The sequence below is a fragment of the Paracoccus seriniphilus genome (assembly GCF_028553745.1).
GTDB classification, from domain to species: Bacteria; Pseudomonadota; Alphaproteobacteria; order Rhodobacterales; family Rhodobacteraceae; genus Paracoccus; species Paracoccus seriniphilus.
Genome location: NZ_CP067129.1, coordinates 2755080 through 2779753, shown reverse-complemented (window position 1 = coordinate 2779753; position 24674 = coordinate 2755080). Strand labels below are relative to the sequence as shown.

The window sequence follows — 24674 nt, the reverse complement described above, 5'->3', positions numbered from 1 at the left end:
CTTCTTGCCCTATCTGTTCTGTCCCCGACCCAGCCGAAAATGCGGCTGGGCGATGGATCCACGACCTGTCCGGGGGGAGGCACGCAACAGATCACCCCTGCGACCAAAACCGGCACGCATGAGTGGGCCACAAGCCCTCAACCATAATAGACACGGAATTCACAGGGCCGATGGCAGCCGGCCATATGAATCCGAGGGCAGAAGAGAGATGACTCTGCTTCGTCGCCTGGCCGGTCCTGATCGGGGCGTGATGACCCGATGGGTGGAGCGGCCCGTCCCCCAAAAGCGACGTGAATCGCAGGGTGAAACTAGCAACAGCTTCAGGCGTCGCGCAACCGAACTATGCGCTTGACAGGTTGTTTACGAATTCGAATCTCGGATGCCTTTGACTCTACAGTAAAAAAACCTAAAGGCATTGAAAATTAACGATTTATTAAGTCGTTTCGCACGTGCGGCAACGGGAATCGGGCGCAAGCTGCATGCTTGCGCCCGATCTGGGTTTCAGGGCCTTGGCAGGCCTATTCACTGGGTTTTTTGGCTGGCTTGCCGTTCGGAATCAGGCCGCCGACAGCGCCTTCACGCGCGCTGCCAGACGCGAGATTTTCCGCGCTGCAGTATTCTTGTGGACGACGCCTTTGGTCACGCCGCGCATCAGTTCGGGCTGGGCTGCCTTCAGGGCGTCACGTGCGGCATCGGCATTGCCCGATGCGATGGCTTCCTCGACCTTGCGCAGATAGGTGCGGATGCGCGAGCGACGTGCCTTGTTGATGTCGGTGCGGCGCAGCGCCTGGCGTGCGCGCTTTTTGGATTGGGGCGTATTGGCCATGGTACAGGTCCTATCGGGTCTTTGACATTTCAATTGCGCAAAAGACCCATTCCTGCCGCTTCGAATGAAACGGACATGATTCTTGCCTAAGCGGGCCCACGCGCATGTAAGCGTGGGTCCTTAAGGCAAGAAAGCCGGAAAGGGAACCCCTAATCAGCGGTCGCGGAACTGGGCCTCGCGCTTTTCAAGGAAAGCGGCCATGCCTTCTTTCTGGTCATCCGTGGCAAACAGCGAATGGAAGGCGCGACGTTCGAACAGCAGGCCTTCGCGCAGCGTGGTTTCATAGGCGCGGTTGACCGATTCCTTGACCACCTTGGTGGCCACGGCGGATTTCTCGGCAATCTTGCGCGCCGCGTTCATCGCCTCGGGAATCAGCTTGGGCGTGGGGACCACGCGGCTGACCAGACCCGAGCGCTCGGCCTCGGCTGCATCCATGAAGCGACCGGTCAGGTTCATGTCCATGGCCTTGGATTTGCCGACAAAGCGGGTCAGGCGCTGGGTCCCGCCGATTCCGGCCACGACGCCAAGGTTGATTTCGGGCTGTCCGAATTTGGCATTCTCGGCAGCAATGATGAAATCGCAGACCATGGCCAGTTCGCAGCCGCCACCCAGGGCATAGCCGCTGACGGCGGCGATGATCGGCTTGCGAATCCGCTGGATGGCCTCGATCTTGGCACCGAACAGATCCTCGGAGTAGACCTCGACAAAGCTCTTCTCGGCCATCTCCTTGATGTCGGCTCCGGCGGCAAAAGCCTTTTCGCTGCCGGTCAGAACGATGCAGCGCACCTTGTCGTTCCTGTCGGCTTCGGTCAGCGCCTCGGAGAGTTCGCCCAGAAGCGTCGCATTCAGCGCGTTCAGGGCCTCGGGCCGGTTCAGTCGCACAAGGGCGACCTCGTCGTCGATTTCCACGATGATGGTTTCATAAGCCATAGGCCTGGACCTCGTTGCGAATAAGCGTTGTGCCGATTCCTATCAGCATGGCGGAGTGAAAGCCAAGCACTTGGCGCGGGTGGGTCGTTACCGCTGACATCGCGGGCAAAAAAAGCTGGATCGGCCCGATTGAACGATTCGGTTTATCTGTCCGTCGCAGCCGGTTCGCGGGCAGGGCCGCCCCTCGCGATCATAGACGTGAAAGCTGTGCTGGAAATAGCCCAGCTCGCCTGTCGCCTGCCGATGATCGCGCAGGGATGACCCGCCTGCGGCAATGGCCTCGGTCAGAACGTCGCGAATATGGCCGGTCAGCCTGGCCAGCCGCGCCCGCCCGATTCGTCCCGCCGCGCGGCGGGGGTCGATACCGGCACGATGCAGGGCCTCGCTGACATAGATGTTGCCCAGACCGGCGACGATCTTCTGATCCAGCAACGCCTGTTTCACGGGCAGGCGCCGGCCGGAAAAGACCCCGGCCAGATAATCAGGAGTGAATTCAAGGTCGAAGGGTTCGGGTCCCAGGTGGTCCAGCAAAGGATGGGATTGCCCGTCGCGGATCAGATCGACCATGCCGAAACGGCGTGCATCATTGAAGGTGATCGTCGTGCCGGCCTCGGTGGTCAGCACGACATGATCGTGGCGGGGCAGAATCGAGGGATCGCGATGAAAGCCGCCAAGCTGGTCGTTCTCGATCAGCATCCGCCCCGACATGCCCAGATGCAGCAGCAGGATGCCGCCGCGATCCAGATCGGCCATCAGGTATTTCGATCGCCGCCGCAGGGTGGTGACGGTGGCGCCGGTCAGCACCTGAACCAGATCCGGCGGCAGGGGCCAGCGCAGATCGGGACGGCGCGCCTCGGCGCGCGCGATCCTTTGCCCTTCAAGATGCGGCATCAGGCCACGCCTGACGGTCTCGACTTCCGGCAGTTCTGGCAATCTGTTCCCTTTCGCTGCATTGTGCGCGCGTCGCACGGGACTTATCTGGCGGCTGAGGCAAGGAACGGCAAGCGGCATGAGTGACAAGAAGCAGACACATTTCGGTTTCCGGACGGTCGACGAGGACGCCAAGGCAGGGATGGTGCATGAGGTCTTTTCCAGCGTCGCGTCACGCTATGACCTGATGAACGACCTGATGAGTGGCGGAATCCACCGCGTCTGGAAGAATGCCATGATGGACTGGCTGGCGCCGCGCGACGGTCAGCATCTGCTGGATGTCGCCGGCGGCACGGGCGATATCGCCTTTCGTTTCCTGGACCGCGCACCGGGCGCGCGTGTCACGGTCTGCGACATGACCGAATCCATGCTGGTCGAGGGGCGCAAGCGTGCCGATGCCGCGGAAAAGATCGACCGCCTGGCCTGGGTCGCGGGCGATGCCATGGCCCTGCCTTTCGCGGACAACAGCTTTGACCGCTATACGATCAGCTTCGGCATCCGCAATGTCACCCGAATTTCCGATGCGCTGAGCGAGGCGTTCCGGGTGCTGCGTCCGGGCGGGCGGCTGATGGTCCTGGAATTCAACAGGATCCCGGTCCCGGCGATGCAATGGGCCTATGACCGCTACAGCTTCAACGTGATTCCCGCCATGGGACAGGCGGTGACCGGGGATCGTGACAGCTACCAGTATCTGGTCGAATCGATTCGCCGTTTTCCCGAACAGCAGGAATTTGCCGACATGATCAGCGCGGCAGGCTTTGACCGTGTGCAATATCGCAACCTGTCGATGGGAATCGCGGCGTTGCATTCAGGATGGAAGCTCTAGATGCGCGGCCCTCACAATCTTTTGCGCCTGATCCGGACGGGCGCCACATTCGAGCGCACCGGAGCCATGCAGGTCGCGCTGGACGCGGTCGAGGCTCCGCCGCGTCTGCGCATCGCGGCGCGCGTGCTGGGCTGGCCGTTTCGCTGGCTGGGCTACAAGGGGGACCCGAATCTGCCGCCGCTGACGCGGGCAATCACCGCGCTGGGACCGGCCTATATCAAGTTCGGGCAGATTCTCTCGACCCGGGCAGATGTCGTGGGCACCGAACTGGCCGATCAGCTGCGGATGCTGCAGGACCGTCTGCCGCCTTTCCCCACCGAGATCGCCAAGCGTACCATCGAATCCGAATTGGGCCAGCCGGTCGACAGCCTGTTTTCCGAGTTCTCGGAACCGGTTGCAGCGGCCTCGATCGCGCAGGTGCATCGGGCGCGCATTGCCGAAACCGGGCAAGAGGTTGCCGTGAAGGTGCTGCGCCCCGGAATCGCGGCCGCCTTTCGCCGTGACATCGACGCATTCCATTTCGCTGCGGGGATCATCGAATTCCTGTCACCGGGCAGTCGCCGTCTGCGCCCGCGCGATGTGGTCAGCCATTTCGAAAGCGTCGTCGCCGGTGAACAGGACATGCGGCTGGAGGCCGCTGCCGCCTCGGAATTTGCAGAAAACACCAGGGATGACGAACGATTTGCGGTGCCCGCGCCGCATTGGCATCTGTCGGGTCGTCGGGTTCTGACCTCGGATTGGGCCGAGGGGCTGCCGATGGGCGACCGCGAGGCGCTGATCGCGGCGGGCCATGATGTCACGCGCATCGCGACACGGGTCATTCAACTGTTCCTGCAACATGCCTTGCGGGACGGTTTTTTCCACGCGGACATGCATCACGGCAATCTGAAGGTCGCGGCGAATGGCGATGTCATTGCCTATGATTTCGGGATCATGGGTGAAATCGATGAATATTCGCGTCGCGTCTATGCCGAGATCCTGATGGGCTTTATCCGCCGCGACTATCGCCGCGTCGCCCGCGTTCATTTCGAGGCCGGATATGTGCCGCGCGACCGTGACGAGGCCGCCTTTGCCCGCGCCCTTCGGGCCGTCGGAGAGCCGATCTTCGGTGTTGATGCCAGCCAGATTTCCATGGCGAATCTGCTGGGCTATCTCTTCGAGGTGACCGAGCGTTTCGGTATGCGGACGCGGACCGAACTGATCCTGCTGCAACGCACCATGGTGGTCGTCGAAGGCGTGGCGCGTTCGGTCGATCCGCAGTTGAACATCTGGGATGCCGCCAAGCCGGTGGTCTCGGATTACATCAAGTCCAATCTGGGTCCCAAGGCCGTGGCGGCCGATATGAGCAAGATCGTCCAGACCGTCGGACGCTATGGCCCGCTGTTGCCGCAGATGGTCGAACAGGCCCTGTGGGAGCGCGCACATCCCGAGGATGTCGCGGCCGAGGCAGACAGCCGCGCGAAGACGCAGGTGCCGCTGTGGCTGGTGACGGTGCTGTCGCTGGCGGCGGGCGCGGCCATCGGGCTGGCGCTGGGATAGGCGGCTAGAAGCAGAGGATTTCTGCTTCAGCCTCGGCCCGGCGCAGGCGTGCGACGAATTCGTTCATCTCGGCCATTCCCTTGAACATCGATGCGCGTTCGCCGCTGATCTGCTGCATGCGCAGCACGGTTTCGGCATTGACGTAATCCTCGTAGGGCAGAACCGAGGCAATCTGGTCGATGGCGCAGGCACAGCGGTCCAGCATGGCGCGGTTCTGGCCATTGGTTGCCATGCAGGTAAAGACATATTCTGCCCGCGCATTGGTCGGATAGTCATTCACCGCCTGACCCCAGCCCGGGGTCGCCGCCGCAAGCGCCAGGCAGGCCGTCGCAAGCCGTTTCTTCATTGCAGAACCATGTGGTTGAGATAGCCGGGGATATCGCCTTCTGTCTCGGCGCGCAGCTCGCGGATGGGCGCGGCCGGATCATCCAGCACGAAGGTCAGCTTCAGTGTCTGGAACCCGTTCATCTTCGCGGCATTGGGATCGGCAGCGAAAGGTTGGAATGTCGCGACGACGGAATCGCCATCCCGTGCGATCTGCCCGCCGCGAAAGACCGCGTCCTTGATGCGGTTGCGGATGTAGAACGGGCTTCCGCCGGTCAGCCGCGCCATGTCGCGCGAGGTCTGTTCAAGGAAAAAGGTCAGCACCGGATCGCCGCCCGAGATCGGAAAGGGACCGATCTTCTGGCTCCGTGCATCCGTCTTGCGGATCAGTTGCAGCGCGGGTTGCTGATCTGACGGGTCGATGATTTCCGCCAGCGTCACCGACCCATCATGCACTGGCAGGAAACCGGGTGCCTCGGGGCCCGCGACATTCACGGTCCAGGCGATCGAACTGTCAGGCAGCGACCATGGGCCCCGATTGGCAAAGACGATATCGCCCGCCTCGCCCGCCACCACAGGCCCGCTGGCAAGCCCCGCCAGCATTGATACCAGCATGATTGCGAATAGGCGTCTCATTGACCTCTCCTCCATGTCCATCTCACAGTTGCGGGGTGTGCGCCGCAGGGCAAGCCCCCGCCTGTCGTCCATCAGCCCTTGGTCGCAGAGCTCAGCCCAGAACCCGTGCCAATGTCTCTCCCAGTTCGGACGGACGCAGCGGCTTTTCCATCAGATGCACGCCCATGGCGGCACAGGTGCGCGCGATATCGGGATCGCGATGGGCGGTGACCATGATTGCGGGAACCGGCTGGTTCAACCGCGAGCGCAGGGCCTCGATCGCGGCAACGCCGGTATCGCCATGTTCCAGGTGGTAATCCGCGATGATCACCTCGGGGGGTTCTTCGCCCATGGTTGCAACCGCTTCGGCGGTGCTGCCGCAAAGCCGCGCCACCATGCCCAGATGATCCTGCAGTGTCAGCTCATAGCCTCGCCGCATGGCTTCGTCATTCTCGATGATCAGGGCTACGCGCCCGCGCAACGTGGTGGTCAGCAGATCCTTGACGGCGGGGCGGGGGCAGTGGTCGCTCTCGGCGGGGGGCAGGCCGACCTTGAAGACGGTGCCGCGCATGGCTTCGGAATTCAGGCTTATCGGATGGCCCAGCTTGTTGCAGGCCCGGCGCACGATGGACAGGCCCAGCCCCATCCCCGGCGTGCCGGAATCATGGCCGAGACGCTGGAATTCCTCGAAGATGCGGTTGCGATCCACGGCAGGTATTCCCGCGCCGGTGTCATAGATGCAGAGCCAGCAGGTGTTTCGCTGCCGGCGCACTCCGACCACGACACCCCCGCGGCTGGTATATTTGATCGCATTCGATATCAGGTTCTGCGCAATGCGTCGCAGGAACACCGGATCGCTTTCGACGACGGCATCGGTCTGGACGAAGGACAGTTTCAGGTTCTTGGCCTCGGCCAGCGGGGCATATTCGGCCGCAAGCTTGCGAAACAGATCGTGCAGCGGCACCGGCTGGCGGTTGAACTCGATCCGCTGGCTGTCCAGCCGGGAAATATCCAATACCGCATGCATCAGTTGTTCCACCGATTCAAAGGCACCTGACAGCCGGTCGGTCAACTCCAGTTGCTGGGGATCCATCGGCGTATCGGTCAATGCCGACAGGAACAGCCGCGCGGCCGAAAGCGGTTGCAGCAGATCGTGGCTGGCTGCACGCAGGAACCGGGTCTTCGAGCGGTTGGCCTCTTCGGCGGCCGCGCGGGCCACGGCCAGTTCACGGTTGCGCTGTGACAGATCGGCCATGGCCTGTTCCAACTGGCGGGTGCGGGTCAGAACCTCTTGTTCCAGTGCGACGGCGGCCTGAAACATCGACCAGGCCGAGCCGCGCGATTCTTCCAGCCGGTCGATACGGTCGATCAGCACTTGGTTGATGCGGGTCAGCTTTTCGACCTTGCGCGCGGCCGAATCGTCCTCACGCAGCATCGGGATTGCCAGTCTGCGCAGCCTTGTCCGGCGCCATGAAGGCCAGTCCGACAAAGGTCTGATTCACATGCATGCCGCTGTGCTGTTCGCCATAGGTGTTGAAACCCGCCACGCGATATTTGGCAAACAGATCGCCCATCCGGTCGCTGAGTCCCGCGCGCTCCAGTGCCAGCCGTCGCAGAATGCAGTCGAAGCCCAGCACCATCAGCGGCGCATGGGGCAGATCGTCCAGCGCATCGGCGAATCCCTGTGTCAGATCGTCGGCCCGCCCCAGCGTCAGCACGGTGCCGGTGTCGATTGCAGACATCAGCGACAGCCCGCCATCCTCGGTGATGGCGCTGATGGCGCGGACATGGTGGCGTCGTCCCATGCGCAGCAACAGCGGATGGCGGGCAAATTCGGTCGGGGTCAGCTGATCCTGGGGGACGCCGATGATACGGGCGTATTCCTCGGCGGCGGGTTCGGCGTTCAGTTCCAGGATCCGGCGCTTGTCGGGCAGGGCGGCGGTGACGACGGCGCGCGTCGCGGTGGGGCTGAAATGGGCAAAGGTGACCTCGCTGATGGTCAAGCCGGTCTCGACCATCAGGAATATGGCTGCATTCGAAATGATCTCGTCATTCAGCAGCAGCGAGGTATGTCCGAACTCCAGCCCGTCCCCGGCCGAGCCGCCAAGCGTGGGAACCGAGGGCAGCGCCGCGTCGATGGTGGCGACCAGCGCGTCCTCCTGTCCGGCCAGCCCGTCCACCAGCAACAGGCCGAACAACGACCGATCCGGATCGGGACAGAAATCCTTGTGCATCCGGCGTAGTGCCGTCATCCATTCCGAGACCGGCAGCCCCGACAGATTGGACAACTGCAGGGCATGGGCGCGGAATTCGGAAGCCGGAAATCCGATGGCCAGCACGCTCTGGCTGGTATAGCCGCAAGGCCCGATCTCCCCGGCCGAGGAACAGCCTGCGACAAGACAGCCGGGCGGCAGTGCGTCGCGCAGCCCCCTTGCCAGATCGCGCAGCCGGGTCTGATCGTCGGTGAACAGCAGCACCAATGCGGGATCGATGCCGCGCAGGCCGGCCAAAAGAGACTCCTGAGCGTCGTCTGCGTCGCGGTCGGCCTGCACAGCCACCGGCCCGATGGCACCCTCCTTTGCAATCAGGCCGGTATTCATCAACCAGCCTCGAACAGCCGGATGGAATTTGCCAGCAGGACTGCCTGAGTCCTGCGGCGTGCGTTGATCTTGGACATGATCGCGGTGATATGCGTCTTGACGGTCGCCTCGGCGATCGACAGTTCGTAGCTGATCTCCTTGTTGGCCTTGCCCTGGCAGATCAGCCGCAGGATGCGCATCTGCTGCGGTGTCAGCGAGGCGAAACGGCGCATCAGTTCCGCCTTGGCCTGTTCATCGGCATCTGCCTCTTCGGGGCGATAGCCCTCGGGGGTGACATGCTCGCCATCCCACATGCGCCGCAGGCTGTCGACCAGAGCCTCGCGGCTGAGCGATTTGCTTATATATCCCTGAGCGCCAGCCGCCATGGCCGCCGAAATCATTGCCGCCTCCAGATCGGCGGAAATCATCGTGATGGGCACGTCGGGCAGTTGCCGGCGCAGCGCGACGATCCCTTCGGATCCGCGCGCATCGGGCAGGTTCAAATCCAGGATGACGGCGTCAGGGGCCCCTTGCGCCTTGATCTGTTCGATGGCCGAGGCAAGGCTGCGTGCGGTACGGACATGTTTCAGTCCGAAACTGATCTTCAATGTCAGCGCCAGCGCGTCACACATGAGTGGATGATCATCCACGATCAGGATTTCTCTGACCTGATCTGCGCACAGTCGTGGCGGATTTGACACGCGCGCCGTTGTGGCTGCGGTGATCATGGTTATTCCTCCCGTTAGAAGAGTGCAGTCAGGCTCCTCCTCCGCTGCAACTCATACTTAGATTGTAGAGGCGGTGGAAGGTAAAGCAAGCCTGCTGTGGGCACAGTCATGCAAATTTGGCGACAGGTTTCGTCGTTTACCCTGCGTTTATTCCGATGGGTCTAAACCTCCTTCAACCGCGGCAATGCCGACGGATGTTTGAAAGGACGACAAAGTGCAAAAGAAAATCATCATCGCCATGACCGGGTTGTCAGTTCTGTTCGCGGGGGTCGCATCGGCCGAGCAGCAGCGCCCGAAGATGGCCCCGGCTGCCATGATGCAGCATCTTGATGCAAACAAGGACGGCAAGATCAGCAAGAAAGAGTTCATGCAGGGGGCCAAGCAACGCGAAGCGAAAAAGGGCGACCGGTCCAAGGGCAAGCATGAAGGTGGCAAGCGCCCGAACATGAACCCCGAAAAGATGTTCGCCCGTCTGGATCAGAACAAGGATGGCGTGGTGACCAAAGGCGAGCTTGCGCATATGGCTGAAGCCCACAAGAAGTCCCGGAAATGAACAGCGGGAATGCGAATTGGCCGCCCGGTTCCGGGCGGCCCTTGTCGCGGTTCAGCCTTTTGCACCAAAGGTCTGATCCCAGACATGGCCATCCAGATCCTCGGCATGCACCGTGATCGGCTGGCCGTTGGGATCATAGGCAAAGCGGAACACCGGATCCTCGCTGACCGAGATGCCCGCCTGCATCGAGAACAGCAGCTCATCTCCCTGGCGAACCTGCAGCCGGTCGATGAAATTCGCCGGAATATTCAGCAATGTGACCTGATCACGCTGCAGGCCCGAAAACATCGGATGACGGATCATCAGGGTGCCGATGCTGCGCCCGTCCTGCATGGTGCTTTTCCAGCGCATCTGCCCCATGGATTGTTCGACCGCGGCCATATCCTTGCCCGCCGGAGCCGAACATCCGCCCGATGCCTTGACGAAACGCCCTGACATGACCTTGCCGCCATCGGCAAGATCGCCAATGGCACGAACATCGGAATAGGCATCGACGCGAACTCGGACTTCGAAATCCAGCGGCATCAGCGCCGGGCCGAATTCATATTCTGCGGCGACCGGCGCGGGGTTTTCATCAATGACCAGCGTCAGGCCGTCAATCGGTGGTGCATCTGTCGGCTGGGTCAGCCGGATGGGCACGATGGCGGCGTCATTGGCGCGCATCGGTGCCTCCAGGTCCAGGATCGCGCTGTTCAGAGGCGGCTCCTCGTCAAGGCCTACGACGGTTTGGCGCAGATCTTCCCAGGTTTCGGATGGCAGCAACGGGTTTTCCTGCGCCAATGCGGGCGACGCCAGAAGCAGCCCGGTCAAAAGCCATGCCTTCATCTCTCATCCTCCCTTTTTCATGCGCCGATAGATGAAATCATCCCTGTCGGTGGCCGCGTCCTCCTCGGCCCGCGCGACGACCTGCGCATGCAGCGGCGATTTCGAGCACACCGGATCGGTCGCCCGCGCCTCTCCCGCCAATGCCATAGCCTGACATCGACAGCCGCCAAAATCCACGTTTTTCCGCTCACATGATCGGCATGGCTCGGCCATCCATTCGGTGCCGCGAAAGGCGTTGAAGGCATCAGACAGGTGCCAGATGTCCGACAGGCTGCGATTGCGGACATTGTCAAAACGCATCCAGGGGATCGACGGTGCGGCGTGGCAGGGCAGGACAGATCCGTCAGGAGCGACATTCAGCCCGGTGCTGCCCCAGCCACCCATGCAGGCCTTGGGGTAAATGGCGTGATGGTCGGCGGGCACATAGTCGATCACCATGCGTCCGCGCAGCCGAATCCGCGCTGCGTTGACCACCTGTCGCGCAATGGCGGCCTGTTCGCGCGTTGGCATCAGTGCGGCGCGGTTCAGATCGGCCCAGCCGTGGAACTGCACGGTCGCGACCTCGATCCGGCGCGCGCCCAGTTCTTCGGCCAAGTCGATCATGTCGGGCAGGCGATCCATGTTCTGGCGATGCACCACCGCGTTGATGGTCAGGGGAAAACCGATTTCCGTCACCCAGTCGGCGAAGGCCATCTTCTTGTCCCATGATCCCGGATGACCGCTGATGCGATCGGCCATGTCGGGGCGGATGCCTTGCAGGGACAGCTGGACATGATCGACCCCGGCGCGATCCAGTTCGATCAGTCGCGTACGGGAGATACCAATGCCCGAGGTGATCAGGTTCACATAGAGCCTGGCATCCTTCGCGCCAGCGACGATCTGCGCCAGATCACGGCGCGCGCCGGGTTCCCCGCCCGATATATGCACCTGCAAGACGCCCAGGTCCGCCGCCTCACGGAAGACCCGCACCCAGTCCTCGGCGGGAAGTTCGGCCTGCGCGCGGGTCAGTTCGACCGGGTTCGAGCAATAGGGACAGGCCAGCGGGCAGCGATGGGTGATCTCGGCCAGCATGGCCATGGGCGGGCCAGAGCTGACCGGGTTGCCATCGATGTCGTGGGGGGCAGGTTGGTCCTTCATGGCGCGTCCTTCACGAAAACCATGCGCCGTTCGATCAGCCCGGTCAGGAATTCGCGCATGTCGGCCGCAATCTGATCCCGGGGGGCCTGATAGCGGGCGGCCAGATGAGCCGCGATCACGGACAGGCTGCGGCTTCCGTCCAGTTCGGACAGGATGGCATCGCCGATCTGGTCCAGCTGTATGGCGCGTTCGGGGGCCTGCAACACGCGAATGCCCCGCACCCTGTCGTCCTGAAGCCGCACCCCGCGTGGCAGATAGGGGATGTCATCCATGCCGATCAGCGGGGAGGAAGGGCTGTTCATGTCGCCATGCCTTCACCGGGACGCCATGCGCCGGGGGGGATGTGGCCCTCGACATAGCCATGCCAAAGGGCGTCAAGCTGCGCCCAGAGAACATCGGTCTTGAAGATCAGCGCCGCTGCCGCCGCATCCTGCTTTTCGCGGGTATCGGCATGGGTCAGCACGTAATCCAGCCCGAATTTCACGTCTTCGGGGGCCTCGGTCAGGCGTTTGCGGAAATAGGCCAGACTGCTGTCATCCGCAAAATCGTAATGGGCCAGCAGGCCTTCGATGCGCTGGGCATGGATCTTGGGCGCGAACAATTCGGTCAGGCTGGCCGCCACCGCATCCAGCAACGGCATGTCGCGCACGAAGCGCACATAGGCCTCCACGGCGAACCGGGTGGCCGGCATGATGCCGACTCCGCTGGCCACATAGTCGGGATCCAGCCCCACAGCACGGGCCAAGGCCAGCCAGCGGCGCAGCCCGCCGCCTTCGGTCCTGCCGCCGTCATGATCCTCGATCCGCTTGCGCCAGGCGCGGCGCAGGTCGGGATCTTCGACCCGGCTCATGAAGGCGGCATCCTTCATCGGGATGCGCGATTGATACATCCAGCGATTGATGACCCAGGCGCGCACCTCGTCAGGGGTGCAGTCTCCTCCGTGCAGGCGGGCATGGAACGGATGGCGGTCGTGATAGCGCTGTGCGCCAATGGCCCTCAGACGGGCTTCGAATTCCTCGCGGCTTTGCGGGGCGTCGGGCATGTCTTTCATAGGGCGATCTCCATCCCGTCGCGGCCGATCCGCCAGCCCTGCCGTTCGGCCTCATCGGATTCTGCGCTGGACGGGTCGGTCAGCGGATTGGAATTGTTCATATGAACGAACAGGCGTTGTCCCACCGGCACATCGGCCAGGCTGGCGATACTGTCCTGTGCGGCCATATGGCCCATGCGGCGGCCGGTCTTCTTGCCCAGCCCCATGCGGATCATCTCATCGTCCTGCCACAGCGTACCGTCAAACAGCAGCGCATCGGCGCCGGAAATGCGCGCCTTCAGCCAGCCCGGCATTTCGGCACAGCCGGGGATATAAAGGGCGCGCCGTTCGGCACTGCGCAGTTCCACGCCCACGGTCGTCTCGCCCATCAACCCGGTCTCGACGACCTCGCCTTCCTGATACAGCGGTACCTTGCCCGGCACGGCAAACAGGGTTGCCGTCAGACCCGGAAGCAGATCGATCGTCTGATCCAGCGCGAGGGTGCGGCGCGGCACGATATCGGGCTGCAGCGCCCCCATCATCGGGTTGGCGGCCAGCGCGTCATGGATGGCTGCGGTGGCGAACAACGCAAAGGGTTGGCTTTCGCGCAGGGTCAGCAATCCGGCGACATGATCGATATCGCCATTCGTGACCAGCACGGCTCGCAAGGGCATCCGACGCGGGCCCGTGGGGTGCAGAGCCGGCGTCGCGGCCAGTTGCATGCGGATGTCCGGAGAGGCGTTCAGGATCGCCCAATCCGTTCCATCCGCGCTGACCGCGACAGAGCTTTGCGTCAGGGACGGGATGCGCCCCTGTCTTGCTGCGTCACAATTGGCGCAACCACAGTTCCATTGTGGCAGGCCGCCACCGGCAGCCGCACCCAGAATGACGATTTTCATGTTTCACCAAGGCAGACGGCCCCGCCCGAGGGGATCGGACAGGGCCGTGTATCACGTCTGTTTTCCAAGGAACCCTTAGAACAGTACGGGCTCGTCCTCTGCCGGGGCATACATGTTGATTTCCATGCCGCAGGCGATTTCCTTCAGGATCGGTTTGGTCCAGGCCATATTCGTTCTCCTCCGAAAGCCATGTCGCAACACAGCGACTGGATTTCATGTTAGATGAGGGGCAGGATAGGTCAACACTACTAAGGTAGCAGGGCGCCAAACGCCGTCTTTCCATGCAAATGCAGGAAAACATGCTCATGTTTCATCTTGTTTTGACTGCCTGTTTTGCCGCTTCTTCCCCGCTGTGCATGCCGGTTCTGCTGCCCGCGGGCAGCGCGGCGACAAGGGAAGACTGTCGCCATGGCGCGGCGCGAATCACGCAGGACTGGCTGCAGGATCACCCGGATCTGACGGGGAACGGATTTCGCTGTGTCGCCGGCAATCAGCTTCCGGCGCTGGACCTGCGCGAAATCGCTCCGGGGGTTCATGTCTATCAGGGCCGTCCCGCACAGATGGAAGATACGGCGGACGGGCGGATCGCCAATCTGGGCGTGGTGATCGGCGAGGACCGGATCGCCGTGATCGATTCCGGCGTGTCGCGACGGCAGGGGCAAGAGTTTCTGACCGCCATCCGGCAGATATCGGACAAGCCGATCAGCCATGTGATCCTGACCCATATGCATCCCGACCATGTTCTGGGCGCCGCCGTCTTTGCCGAGGCGGGGGCGCAGGTCGTGGCCCATCATGCGCTGCCGCGGGCGCTGGCCGTGCGGGCGCAGAGCTATCTTGACAACGCATTGCGGCTGTTCGGAGCCGAACAGATGCTGGGCACCGAAATCGTCCTGCCCGATATGGTGGTGACGGACAGCATGACCATAGATCTGGGCGGGCGCAGCCTGTTGCTGCGCACCGCCCGAACTGCACACACGGACAATGATCTGACAGTTTTCGATGACGCCAGCGGCACGCTGTTCACCGGAGATCTGTTGTTCCGGGAACTGACGCCGGTCGTGGACGGATCGCTTCTGGGCTGGATCGACTGGGCAGAGATGCCGCCTTCACCCGTGCCCTCGCTGATCGTGCCCGGACATGGGCGGGTCGCGCAGAACTGGCCAGAGGCGGTGAAGCCACAGCAGGACTTTCTGACGGCGCTGCGCGACGCCACGCGCGAAACCATTCGCGACGGGCTGCCCATGTCCCGGGCCGTGCCCCGGATCGTTGAGGGGATGTCTGCCTGGCGCAATGGCTGGCAGTCCTATGAGGCAACAGTGGCGCGTGATGCGACAGCATCCTTCAAGGAACTGGAATGGGAGCAATAACCTTTGACATATGTATCGCCCCTGTCCAACGTTTGAGGCATCGGCGGACTTGATTGTCGACACCGCCTTTGAGGAAGGGAGGAAGACGTTGAAACAAGTGATGCTCATGACGACTGCCCTGATGTTCCTGACGACAGGGCATGCCCTGGCCGAGATGGTGATCGAACCGGGCAGCGATGACCGGATCAACTGGCAGAGCCTGGATGACTTCAAGGCCGCGCATGGCGATCTGCAGGGACAGGAACTCGACCTTCTCGGGCCTTGGCTTGGTCCTGATCAGGAGCTGTTCACCTCGCTGTTGCCCTATTTCGAGGCGGCAACCGGCGCCAGGGTGAATTACTCGGGGTCCGACAGCTTCGAACAGCAGATCGTGATCGACAGCGAGGCCGGATCGCCCCCCGATATCGCGATCTTCCCGCAGCCGGGACTGGCGGCGGACCTGGCCAGAAAGGGGCATCTGCGGCCCTTGGGTGATGAAACCGGGCAATGGCTGCGCGACAATTACGCCGCCGGAGAAAGCTGGGCCGCCCTGTCGACCTATATGGGCGAGGACGGCAGCGAACATGTCTATGCCTTTCCCTTCAAGGCCGATGTCAAGTCGCTGGTCTGGTATGTGCCCGAGAATTTCGAGGATGCCGGATACGAGGTTCCCCGGTCGTATGAAGACCTCAAGGCGCTGACCGAACAGATTGTGGCCGACGGCGAGACGCCCTGGTGTATCGGGTTGGGTTCGGGCGGTGCGACCGGCTGGCCCGCGACCGACTGGGTCGAGGATCTGATGCTGCGTCTGAACAGCCCCGAGGATTACGATGCCTGGACCACCAATGACCTGGCCTTCAATGATCCGAAGGTGGTCAAGGCGATCGAGGAATTCGGCTGGTTCTCGAAGAATGACGATTTCGTCGCCAATGGCGCGGATGCAGTTGCCTCGACCGATTTCCGCGAAAGCCCCAAGGGTTTGTTCGACAGTCCCCCGGCCTGCTACATGCACCGTCAGGCCAGCTTTATCCCCTCGTTCTTTCCCGAGGGAACCGAGATCGGACTGGATGCGGATTTCTTCTATTTCCCCGCACCCGCCGATGGCAGCATGGGGCAGCCCGTGCTTGGCGGGGGGACGCTGTTTGCGGTTCTGTCCGACAATCCGGCCGCGATGGCCTTTGTCGATTTCCTGAAAACGCCGGCCGCGCATGAAATCTGGATGGCGCAAAAGGGCTTTCTGACACCTTATCAGGGCGTCAATCCCGAAGCCTATGGCGACGAAACCCTGAAGAAGATGGGGGATATCCTGCTGGGCGCCACGACCTTCCGCTTTGACGGTTCGGACCTGATGCCGGGTGCCATTGGTGCCGGGGCATTCTGGACCGGAATGGTCGATTTCGTCGGCGGAAAATCCGCGCAAGAGGTCGCCGACAGCATCCAGCAGACCTGGGCGACGCTGAACTGAGGGCAGATTCCGCTTTCGGTCTGACCCAAGCTTCCGTGGCGGCAATCCCTCTGGCCTGCCGTCACGGCCAGACAGGGAGAATGCGATGGAACTGATGTGGCTTGCCATAAGCACGATTGCGATTGGTCTGTTTGGCTGCGTCGCCTGGTTCTGGGGCTCGAACATGGTTCTGGACGCCATCTATCCGCCGCGCGGTGAAAACGCCGGAGACAATATCCGCAGGGCCAATCAGATCCGTCCCTGGCTGTTTCTGGGACCGGCGCTTCTGTTTCTGGGGCTGTATCTGGTCTATCCGGTGATCGACAGCTTTTGGCGGTCGCTGCACAGTTCCGATGGCAGCCGCTTTGTCGGGGGTGCGAATTACGTCTGGCTGCTGGGCGACGACAAGTTCCGGGAATCGATGCTGAACAACATGCTGTGGCTGCTGGTGGTGCCGGCGCTGTCCACACTGTTCGGGCTGATCGCGGCGCAGCTGACGGACCGGATCCGCTGGGGCAATATCGGCAAATCACTGATCTTCATGCCCATGGCGATCAGTTTCGTCGGGGCCGGCGTCATCTGGAAATTCATCTATGAATACCGCGCTGCAGATCAGGCGCAGATCGGCCTGCTGAACTGGATCGTCACCCGCTTCGGGGGCGAGCCGCAAATCTGGCTGACCCTGATGCCCTGGAACAATTTCTTTCTGATGATCGTGCTGGTCTGGATCCAGACGGGTTTCGCCATGGTCATCCTGTCGGCGGCACTGCGTGGCATCCCCGAGGAAACCATAGAGGCGGCGATTCTGGACGGGGCCTCTCCCTGGCAGGTGTTCTTCCGCATCAAGGTGCCCCAGATCATGGGCACGATCGCGGTGGTCTGGACGACGATCACCATCGTGGTGCTGAAGGTCTTCGACATCGTTTTCGTCATGACCAATGGGCAGTGGGGAACCCAGGTTCTGGCCAATCTGATGTATGACTGGATGTTCCGTGGCACGCCCGATTACGGGCGCGGCTCGGCGATCGCGATGGTTCTGATGGTTCTGGTGACGCCGATCATGATCTGGAACATCCGCAACACCCGCAGGGAGATGCGCTGATGGAAGGGATGGCCGGGCAGAAATCCTCACTGGTCTGGGCGGTCAATATCAGCGCCTTCCTGCTGGTTCTGCTGTGGACGATCCCGACGCTGGGGCTGTTCGTGTCGTCCTTCCGTGACCGCGACCAGATTGCCTCCAGTGGCTGGTGGCAGTCGTTTTCCGGGTCCGAACAGACCGGCTTTGTCCGCACCGGTACCGGGGATGACGCGATCCAGATGGACGGCTTGCATGTCATCGAGGGCAATGTGCTCAAGGGCGAACAGAAGCTGGTCGCCTGGGGCACCGGGGCGCGTGAACCGGCCAGATACCAACCCGGCGATACTGTCGAGATCGAGGAGGGCTGGCAGCTGACGGTAAGGGCGGATGGCAGCTATCGCCTGGCCTCGCGGCAACCTTTCGAGATGCGTCGGGGCGAACGTATCTTCACGACCACCATGGCGCCGCCGAAATTCACCACCGGCAATTATGAGCGTGTTCTGACCGCCGAAGGGCTGGGACGGGCCTTCATGAACACCATGACGGTGACGGTGCCCGCGACGGTGATCCCGATCCTCATCGCGGCCTTTGCCGCCTATGCGCTGGCATGGATGGAATTCCCGGGGCGCGCGTTGCTGACGGCGGCAGTGGTGGGGTTGCTGGTCGTTCCGCTGCAGGTGGCGCTGATCCCCTTGCTGCGGCTGCACAACGATATTGGCATCGGCAAGGGCTATCTGGGAATCTGGCTGGCCCATACCGGCTTTGGCCTGCCTCTGGCGATCTATTTGCTGCGAAACTACATGGTTGGCCTGCCGCGCGAGGTCATCGAAAGCGCACGTGTCGATGGCGCGACCGAATTCCAGATTTTCCGGCGGATCATTCTGCCGCTGTCCTTTCCGGCGCTGGCTTCTTTCGCGATCTTTCAGTTCCTCTGGGTCTGGAACGATCTGCTGGTGGCGACGGTTTTCCTTGGCAACACGCGTGAGCAACTGGTCATGACCGGTGTTCTGCGGGAACTGATGGGGTCAAAGGGCGGCGAATGGGAAATTCTGGCGACTTCGGCATTCATTTCGATCTCGGTGCCATTGATCGTCTTCTTCGCAATGCAAAAATATCTGGTACGAGGTCTTTTGGCCGGGTCGGTGAAAGGTGGTTGATTTGAAGGAAAACAAACAGGACTGGTGGAAGGGCGGGATCATCTATCAGATCTATCCGCGCAGTTTTCAGGACACGACCGGAGATGGAATCGGCGATCTTGCCGGGATCACGCAGCGTTTGCCCTATGTCGCTTCTCTGGGGGTGGACGCAGTCTGGATTTCGCCTTTCTTCACCTCTCCGATGAAGGACTACGGCTATGATGTCAGCGATTATCGCGGCATCGATCCGCTGTTCGGCACCATGGAAGATTTCGACTGGCTGGTCGAGCGTGCCCATGATCTGGGCCTGAAGGTGATGATCGATCTGGTCATGTCCCACAGTTCGGACCAGCATCCGTGGTTTGCCGAAAGCCGGTCCAGCCGCGACAACCCCAAGGCCGACTGGTATGTCTGGGCCGATCCCAAGCCCGATGGAACCGCGCCGACGAACTGGCTGTCCATCTTCGGCGGCGGTGCCTGGCATTGGGATGCGCGGCGCGAGCAGTATTACCTGCATAATTTCCTGACCGCGCAGCCGGATCTGAACTTTCACAATCCCGAGGTTCAGGATGCCCTGCTGGAGATGGCGGATTTCTGGCTGGAAAAGGGTGTGGACGGCTTTCGGCTGGATACGATCAACTTCTATTTCCATGATGCCCAGCTGCGCGACAATCCGCCTCTGGCACCCGAGTTGCGCAAATCCGATACTGCGCCGGCGGTGAACCCCTATAATCACCAAAGCCACAAATACGACAAATCGCAGCCCGAGAACCTGGCTTTTCTGGAGCGTTTTGCCGCCAGGCTGGCACCGCATGGTGCCGTGGTAGTGGGCGAGATCGGTGACAGTGAACGCGGGCTGGAACTGCTGGAACAATATACCGGCGTGCCGGGACGGGTGCAGATGTCCTATGTCTTCGACTTTCTGTCCGGCGACACGCTGACCGCGGAACGCATTGTGCATGTCTTTGACAAGTTGCACACCATTGCGCCCAATGGCTGGCCTTGCTGGGCGATGTCGAACCATGACGTCACCCGCCATGTCAGTCGCTGGAACCTGTCCGATGATGCGGCCAAGGCCTATTGCACGGTGCTGATGTGCCTGCGCGGTTCCGTTTGCCTTTATCAGGGCGAGGAACTGGGCCTGCCCGAGGCCGAACTGGAGTTCGAGGATCTGCGCGATCCATACGGAATCGAGTTCTGGCCCGAATACAAGGGGCGCGACGGATGCCGGACGCCGATGGTCTGGGACATGGGCGTCAATGGCGGCTTTTCGACCAGTCAGCCATGGTTGCCGGTGCCGCATGCGCATCTGCAGCGCACCGTGGTCGGACAAGAGGCCGATGCTCAATCGATGCTGCATCACTATCGATGGGCCATCGGTCTGCGCAACAAGCACAGCGCCCTGCGGCAGGGCGAGATGAGGGATCTGCGCGCCGACGGGCCGATCCTGTCCTTCGTCCGTGCCGACAGCAAGCAGACATTGCTGATACGGGCGAATCTGTCCGATGAGACGGTGGCCGATCTGGCACCGTGGCAGGTTCAGGTCATCGAAGGGTGATCAAGCCACTGGGAGGGGGCGGCAATGGCCGAATTGAAACTGAAGGGAGTCGCCAAGTCCTATGGCGAGGTCGAGGTTCTGAGCAATATCGACCTCGAGATCAGCTCGGGCGAATTCGTGGTTTTCGTCGGCCCCTCGGGCTGCGGGAAATCCACGCTGCTGCGGATGATCGCGGGGCTTGAACGGATCAGCGGCGGCACGCTTGAAATCGACGGCCAGAAGATGAACGACATCCCGCCCAGCCAGCGCGGCATCGCGATGGTGTTTCAGTCCTATGCGCTTTATCCGCATATGACGGTGCGCGACAATATGGCCTTTGCCCTGAGGATCGCCGGACAATCAAGGCAGCAGATCCGCGAGGCGACCGACCGCGCGGGCAGGATGCTGCAGCTGACGCCCTATCTGGATCGTCTGCCCAAGGCCCTGTCTGGCGGGCAGCGTCAGCGGGTGGCCATCGGACGGGCCATCGTGCGCGATCCCAAGGTCTATCTGTTCGATGAGCCGCTTTCGAACCTGGACGCTGCCCTGCGCGTCGCGACGCGGATCGAGATTGCGCAGCTGAAGGAATCGATGCCCGATCGCACGATGATCTATGTGACCCATGATCAGACCGAGGCGATGACCCTTGCGGACCGCATCGTGGTCCTGGCCGGGGGCGGCATTGCCCAGGTCGGTGCGCCGCTGGAACTGTATGAGCGCCCCGTGAACGAATTCGTCGCGCAATTCATCGGAAGCCCTGCGATGAACCTGTTGCCGGGGCGCATTTCCTCGACCGGAGAGATGACGGGCGTCACGCTGGATGGCGGTGGTGAGGCACAGGTCGCCATTTCGACCCGGCCGGAGGAGATGGGGCTGAAGGTCAATCTCGGGGTGCGCCCCGAGGATATGCGCATCACCGATGGCCCCGCCATCTTCAAGGGCGAGGTCGATATGACCGAAGCCCTTGGCGAAGTGACACTATTGTATTTCGGCACCCGAGGAGATGTGACGCCGGTCATTGCCAAGCTGCCCGGCATCCATGCCGGTATGAATGGGCGCAACGTGCGGTTGACCGCCGATCCCGAGGCGCTGCACCTGTTTCACGAAGGCCGCTCCATGCTTTACCGTGACGGGGTCGAGCTTGGCCCCTATGTGCCGCGCGCGGCCTCGCTGCCGGGGTGACATCCGCGGTGGGAGGACCGAAATGACTTCGGGCATCGGCAGGCCTGAAGGGCCGGTCCGCCAATATGCCGGGGTTACAACTAAAGTTGTAACGTATCGCGCCGCGATTTTGATATACTCCCCCCAAGGGGAGAGCGAACATGACGAACCGCAGCCACGCCGATATGGTGGCCGAACAGTCGCAATCGAAATCAGCAACATCGGCATTGGCGGCGTCTTGGCGCCGGTCGATGTTGAAGCATGGGCTCGATCCGGCTGACCGGCGCCGACCCGAGCGTTTGTCGCAATCGGAACTGCAGCAGAGGCGCAGCGCCCGCGAACGTTTCCTGCATGTTGCGGGGCCGCAGCTTGACCAGCTTTACGGGCTGGTGGGCATGTCGGGATGCAACGTGATGCTGACCGATGCCGATGGTATCGTGCTGGACCAGCGTGTCAGCGACAGCGATGCCGCACAATTCCAGGATTGGGGGCTATGGCAGGGTGCCGACTGGTCCGAAAGGATGCAGGGCACCAATGGCATCGGCACCTGTCTGGCCGAGGGACGACAGGTCATCATTCACCGTGACCAGCATTTCCACACCCGCAATACCGGCATGTCCTGCATGGATGCGCCGATCTGGGGGCCGGACGGGCGGCTGCTGGCGGCGCTGGATGTCAGCAGCGCGCGGGCCGATCAGACCGAGCGCTATAACCGCCTGATCGCGGCGCAGGTCGCACAGGCGGCGCGCAGCATCGAGGCAACCTTCTTCCGCGCCAGCTTTCCCAGGGCCCGCATTGTCGTCGCCTCGGGCGGGGACATGACCGAAGCCGCCATGCTGCTGGCGGTGGACAAGGATGATCTGGCTGTCGGTGCCACGCGGGCGGCGCGGCGCGCATTCGGACTGGAGCGCGAGGGCGATCTGCGCCCGCGTCCCGCCGCCGACCTGCTGGGGCGTGACGACGAACTGAGCGGCTTTGACCGGGCCGAACGCGCTGCTGTCGCCCGCGCGCTGGCACGCGCCGAAGGCAATGTCTCGGCCGCGGCACGGGCGCTGGGGATTGGTCGCGCGACCATGTACCGGCGCATGAAGCGGCTGGGTCTGGGCGAAAAATAGATTGAACTGTCTCATCCCTGAGACAGCAAGACAGGTGGGGCGGGGAACGACCCATTGATTTGCAACCTTGTTGCGACAAGCTGTGACACAGCACCCGAAACCGGGAGATTTCGGGCGATGTCAGAGGAGGAAAACCAATGCCGAACGATCAGACACATGAATTCAAGGGCGTGGGCGTCATGCCCTTTGCCAGCAGGTATGACAACTTCATCGGCGGGCAATGGATGCCGCCGAAATCGGGCAAGTATTTCGTCAACACGACGCCGATCACCGGCGGTGCCATCGGCGAAATCGCGCGCTCGAATGCTGAAGATATCGAAGCTGCGCTGGATGCCGCCCATGCGGCCAAGGATCAATGGGGGCAGGCCTCGGCGGCGGAACGTTCGAATGTGCTGATGCGGATTGCCGACCGGATCGAGCAGAACATCGAACTGCTTGCGACGGCGGAAACCTGGGACAATGGCAAGCCGATCCGCGAAACCATGGCCGCCGACCTGCCTCTGGCCATTGATCATTTCCGCTATTTTGCCGGTGTTCTGCGCGCGCAGGAAGGTGGCATCTCCGAGATCGATCACGACACGGTCGCCTATCACTTCCATGAACCTCTGGGTGTCGTGGGGCAGATCATTCCCTGGAACTTCCCGTTGCTGATGGCGACCTGGAAGCTGGCACCCGCTCTGGCCGCCGGCAACTGCGTGGTTCTGAAACCCGCTGAACAGACCCCTGCAAGCATCATGGTGCTGATGGATCTGATCGGGGATCTGCTGCCCGCGGGCGTGTTGAATGTCGTCAATGGCTTCGGGCTTGAGGCTGGCAAGCCGCTGGCCAGCAACCCGCGCATTTCCAAGATCGCCTTTACCGGTGAAACCACCACCGGCCGCCTGATCATGCAATATGCATCGGAAAACCTGATTCCGGTCACGCTGGAACTGGGTGGCAAATCGCCCAACATCTTCTTTGAGGATGTCGCGCGCGAGGATGACGACTATTTCGACAAGGCCATCGAAGGCTTCGTGATGTTCGCGCTGAATCAGGGCGAGGTCTGCACCTGCCCCTCGCGCGCATTGATCGCGGAATCGATCTATGATCGTTTCATGGAACGCGCCTTGCAGCGGGTGAAGGATATCGTGCAGGGCGATCCGCGCGACAGTGCCACGATGATCGGCGCGCAGGCCAGCAGCGAACAGAAGGAAAAGATCCTCAGCTATTTCGACATCGGCCGCAAGGAAGGTGCCGAGGTGCTGACGGGCGGCAAGGCGCCTGATCTGGGCGGCGATCTGTCCGGCGGCTATTACATCGAGCCGACCATCCTCAAGGGCCACAACAAGATGCGGGTCTTCCAGGAGGAAATCTTTGGCCCGGTCGTGTCCGTGACCACCTTCAAGGATCAGGACGAGGCGCTCTCTCTGGCCAATGACACGCTTTATGGTCTGGGTGCCGGTGTCTGGTCGCGCGAGGCCAACACCTGCTATCGCTTTGGCCGCGCCATCAAGGCCGGTCGGGTCTGGACCAACTGCTATCACGCCTATCCGGCCCATGCGGCCTTTGGTGGCTACAAGCAGTCGGGCATCGGGCGCGAAAACCACCGGATGATGCTGGACCACTACCAGCAGACCAAGAACATGCTGGTCAGCTATAGCCCCAAGAAACTGGGCTTCTTCTGATCGGCACATGCCAGCGGCGCGGCCCCCTGCGGGCCGCGCCATGCGCGATTTCGCAGCAACGGCAAGAAAGGTCGATACCATGAGCACTGTCACCGCCACCGAGGGCGCGCTGAAGCTGATTGCGGAAATTGTCGCGGATCATGGTCCGGTGCTGTTTCACCAGTCGGGCGGCTGTTGCGATGGCTCCAGCCCGATGTGCTATCCGCAGGACGACTTCAAGGTCAGCGATCGCGATGTCAAGATTGGCGAGATCGGCGGCATGCCCTTCTATATTTCCGCCAGCCAGTACGAGACCTGGAAACATACCGACCTGATCATTGATGTTGTCGATGGTCGCGGCGGGATGTTCAGCCTGGACAACGGGCGCGAAAAGCGATTCCTGACCCGCTCGGAAATCTGTTCGATCTGAGCCTTCGGGCCAGATTGTTTTGGCACCATGATTGACCTATAAG

The 24674-nt window shown here is 61.9% G+C and carries 26 protein-coding genes; 12 read left to right on the top strand and 14 right to left on the bottom strand.

The annotated features are described in order from the left end of the window. Positions 1-556: 556 nt before the first annotated feature. The 3 genes from rpsT to mutM all read right to left on the bottom strand — a co-directional run bounded on the left by rpsT (position 557) and on the right by mutM (position 2689). Positions 557-826: a 30S ribosomal protein S20 gene (rpsT, locus tag JHW44_RS13620; RefSeq protein WP_089342393.1), complete on the bottom strand. Its 270-nt coding sequence runs from the start codon at positions 824-826 to the stop codon at positions 557-559. A gap of 153 nt (positions 827-979) precedes the next feature. Beyond that, positions 980-1756, bottom strand: coding sequence for an enoyl-CoA hydratase (locus JHW44_RS13615; RefSeq protein WP_089342394.1), 777 nt, complete (start codon positions 1754-1756; stop codon positions 980-982). 87 nt (positions 1757-1843) lie between these two features. After that, positions 1844-2689, bottom strand: coding sequence for a bifunctional DNA-formamidopyrimidine glycosylase/DNA-(apurinic or apyrimidinic site) lyase (gene mutM / locus JHW44_RS13610; RefSeq protein ID WP_089342395.1), 846 nt, complete (start codon positions 2687-2689; stop codon positions 1844-1846). Positions 2690-2765: 76 nt separating this feature from the next. Between mutM and ubiE the strand changes: the two genes are divergently transcribed. Both ubiE and ubiB read left to right on the top strand, forming a co-directional pair. Further along, complete coding sequence (ubiE, locus tag JHW44_RS13605; RefSeq protein ID WP_089342396.1) at positions 2766-3512, top strand: bifunctional demethylmenaquinone methyltransferase/2-methoxy-6-polyprenyl-1,4-benzoquinol methylase UbiE; 747 nt, start codon at positions 2766-2768, stop codon at positions 3510-3512. Then, entirely contained in the window at positions 3513-5051 is a 1539-nt protein-coding gene (ubiB, locus tag JHW44_RS13600) for a 2-polyprenylphenol 6-hydroxylase (RefSeq protein WP_089342397.1), read from the top strand. Positions 5052-5055: 4 nt separating this feature from the next. Here the strand turns inward: ubiB and JHW44_RS13595 are convergent, their stop codons facing one another. The 5 genes from JHW44_RS13595 to JHW44_RS13575 all read right to left on the bottom strand — a co-directional run bounded on the left by JHW44_RS13595 (position 5056) and on the right by JHW44_RS13575 (position 9297). Further along, positions 5056-5397, bottom strand: a complete 342-nt coding sequence (locus JHW44_RS13595) for a hypothetical protein (RefSeq protein WP_089342398.1) — start codon at positions 5395-5397, stop codon at positions 5056-5058. Next, positions 5394-6011, bottom strand: a complete 618-nt coding sequence (locus JHW44_RS13590) for a hypothetical protein (RefSeq protein ID WP_089342399.1) — start codon at positions 6009-6011, stop codon at positions 5394-5396. The genes JHW44_RS13595 and JHW44_RS13590 overlap by 4 nt, the downstream gene beginning before the upstream one ends. Positions 6012-6102: 91 nt before the next feature. Continuing rightward, positions 6103-7425, bottom strand: coding sequence for an ATP-binding response regulator (locus JHW44_RS13585; protein ID WP_089342400.1), 1323 nt, complete (start codon positions 7423-7425; stop codon positions 6103-6105). Continuing rightward, positions 7415-8590 (bottom strand): FIST N-terminal domain-containing protein, encoded by a 1176-nt coding sequence (locus JHW44_RS13580; RefSeq protein ID WP_089342401.1) that lies wholly within the window; start codon positions 8588-8590, stop codon positions 7415-7417. The genes JHW44_RS13585 and JHW44_RS13580 overlap by 11 nt, the downstream gene beginning before the upstream one ends. Further along, positions 8590-9297 carry a response regulator gene (locus JHW44_RS13575; RefSeq protein WP_089342402.1) on the bottom strand — a complete coding sequence of 236 codons (708 nt, stop codon included), beginning with the start codon at positions 9295-9297 and terminating at the stop codon, positions 8590-8592. The genes JHW44_RS13580 and JHW44_RS13575 overlap by 1 nt, the downstream gene beginning before the upstream one ends. Before the next feature lie 214 nt (positions 9298-9511). Between JHW44_RS13575 and JHW44_RS13570 the strand changes: the two genes are divergently transcribed. Next, complete coding sequence (locus JHW44_RS13570; protein WP_089342403.1) at positions 9512-9850, top strand: EF-hand domain-containing protein; 339 nt, start codon at positions 9512-9514, stop codon at positions 9848-9850. A gap of 51 nt (positions 9851-9901) precedes the next feature. On the opposite strand, the gene JHW44_RS13565 is transcribed toward JHW44_RS13570, so the two are convergent. The 6 genes from JHW44_RS13565 to pqqA form a co-directional block, all read right to left on the bottom strand. Beyond that, complete coding sequence (locus JHW44_RS13565) at positions 9902-10675, bottom strand: quinoprotein dehydrogenase-associated SoxYZ-like carrier (protein WP_089342404.1); 774 nt, start codon at positions 10673-10675, stop codon at positions 9902-9904. 3 nt (positions 10676-10678) lie between these two features. Further along, a complete protein-coding gene (pqqE, locus tag JHW44_RS13560) occupies positions 10679-11812 on the bottom strand; it encodes a pyrroloquinoline quinone biosynthesis protein PqqE (RefSeq protein ID WP_089342405.1) in 1134 nt (377 codons plus the stop codon). Continuing rightward, a complete protein-coding gene (pqqD, locus tag JHW44_RS13555) occupies positions 11809-12114 on the bottom strand; it encodes a pyrroloquinoline quinone biosynthesis peptide chaperone PqqD (protein ID WP_089342406.1) in 306 nt (101 codons plus the stop codon). The genes pqqE and pqqD overlap by 4 nt, the downstream gene beginning before the upstream one ends. Continuing rightward, positions 12111-12863 carry a pyrroloquinoline-quinone synthase PqqC gene (gene pqqC / locus JHW44_RS13550; protein ID WP_419182504.1) on the bottom strand — a complete coding sequence of 251 codons (753 nt, stop codon included), beginning with the start codon at positions 12861-12863 and terminating at the stop codon, positions 12111-12113. Before pqqC ends, pqqD begins: the two co-directional genes overlap by 4 nt. Beyond that, a complete protein-coding gene (gene pqqB, locus JHW44_RS13545; protein ID WP_089342407.1) occupies positions 12860-13741 on the bottom strand; it encodes a pyrroloquinoline quinone biosynthesis protein PqqB in 882 nt (293 codons plus the stop codon). The genes pqqC and pqqB overlap by 4 nt, the downstream gene beginning before the upstream one ends. Before the next feature lie 75 nt (positions 13742-13816). Next, complete coding sequence (gene pqqA / locus JHW44_RS13540) at positions 13817-13909, bottom strand: pyrroloquinoline quinone precursor peptide PqqA (RefSeq protein WP_043131127.1); 93 nt, start codon at positions 13907-13909, stop codon at positions 13817-13819. A 137-nt stretch (positions 13910-14046) separates the two neighbouring features. Between pqqA and JHW44_RS13535 the strand changes: the two genes are divergently transcribed. The 9 genes from JHW44_RS13535 to JHW44_RS13495 all read left to right on the top strand — a co-directional run bounded on the left by JHW44_RS13535 (position 14047) and on the right by JHW44_RS13495 (position 24631). Further along, entirely contained in the window at positions 14047-15108 is a 1062-nt protein-coding gene (locus JHW44_RS13535; RefSeq protein WP_089342828.1) for a quinoprotein relay system zinc metallohydrolase 2, read from the top strand. 106 nt (positions 15109-15214) lie between these two features. Then, positions 15215-16552, top strand: coding sequence for an ABC transporter substrate-binding protein (locus tag JHW44_RS13530; RefSeq protein ID WP_245846709.1), 1338 nt, complete (start codon positions 15215-15217; stop codon positions 16550-16552). 85 nt (positions 16553-16637) lie between these two features. Continuing rightward, complete coding sequence (locus JHW44_RS13525) at positions 16638-17633, top strand: carbohydrate ABC transporter permease (protein WP_089342408.1); 996 nt, start codon at positions 16638-16640, stop codon at positions 17631-17633. After that, positions 17633-18766 (top strand): carbohydrate ABC transporter permease, encoded by a 1134-nt coding sequence (locus JHW44_RS13520; protein ID WP_089342409.1) that lies wholly within the window; start codon positions 17633-17635, stop codon positions 18764-18766. Before JHW44_RS13525 ends, JHW44_RS13520 begins: the two co-directional genes overlap by 1 nt. Beyond that, positions 18759-20303, top strand: coding sequence for an alpha-glucosidase (locus tag JHW44_RS13515; protein ID WP_089342410.1), 1545 nt, complete (start codon positions 18759-18761; stop codon positions 20301-20303). Before JHW44_RS13520 ends, JHW44_RS13515 begins: the two co-directional genes overlap by 8 nt. A 24-nt stretch (positions 20304-20327) precedes the next feature. Next, positions 20328-21464 (top strand): ABC transporter ATP-binding protein, encoded by a 1137-nt coding sequence (locus JHW44_RS13510; protein ID WP_089342411.1) that lies wholly within the window; start codon positions 20328-20330, stop codon positions 21462-21464. Between the two features lie 140 nt (positions 21465-21604). Next, positions 21605-22558, top strand: coding sequence for a GAF domain-containing protein (locus JHW44_RS13505; protein ID WP_245846710.1), 954 nt, complete (start codon positions 21605-21607; stop codon positions 22556-22558). Positions 22559-22695: 137 nt separating this feature from the next. Next, positions 22696-24222: an aldehyde dehydrogenase gene (adh, locus tag JHW44_RS13500; protein ID WP_089342412.1), complete on the top strand. Its 1527-nt coding sequence runs from the start codon at positions 22696-22698 to the stop codon at positions 24220-24222. 79 nt (positions 24223-24301) lie between these two features. Continuing rightward, complete coding sequence (locus JHW44_RS13495; RefSeq protein ID WP_089342831.1) at positions 24302-24631, top strand: DUF779 domain-containing protein; 330 nt, start codon at positions 24302-24304, stop codon at positions 24629-24631. Positions 24632-24674 lie beyond the last annotated feature (43 nt).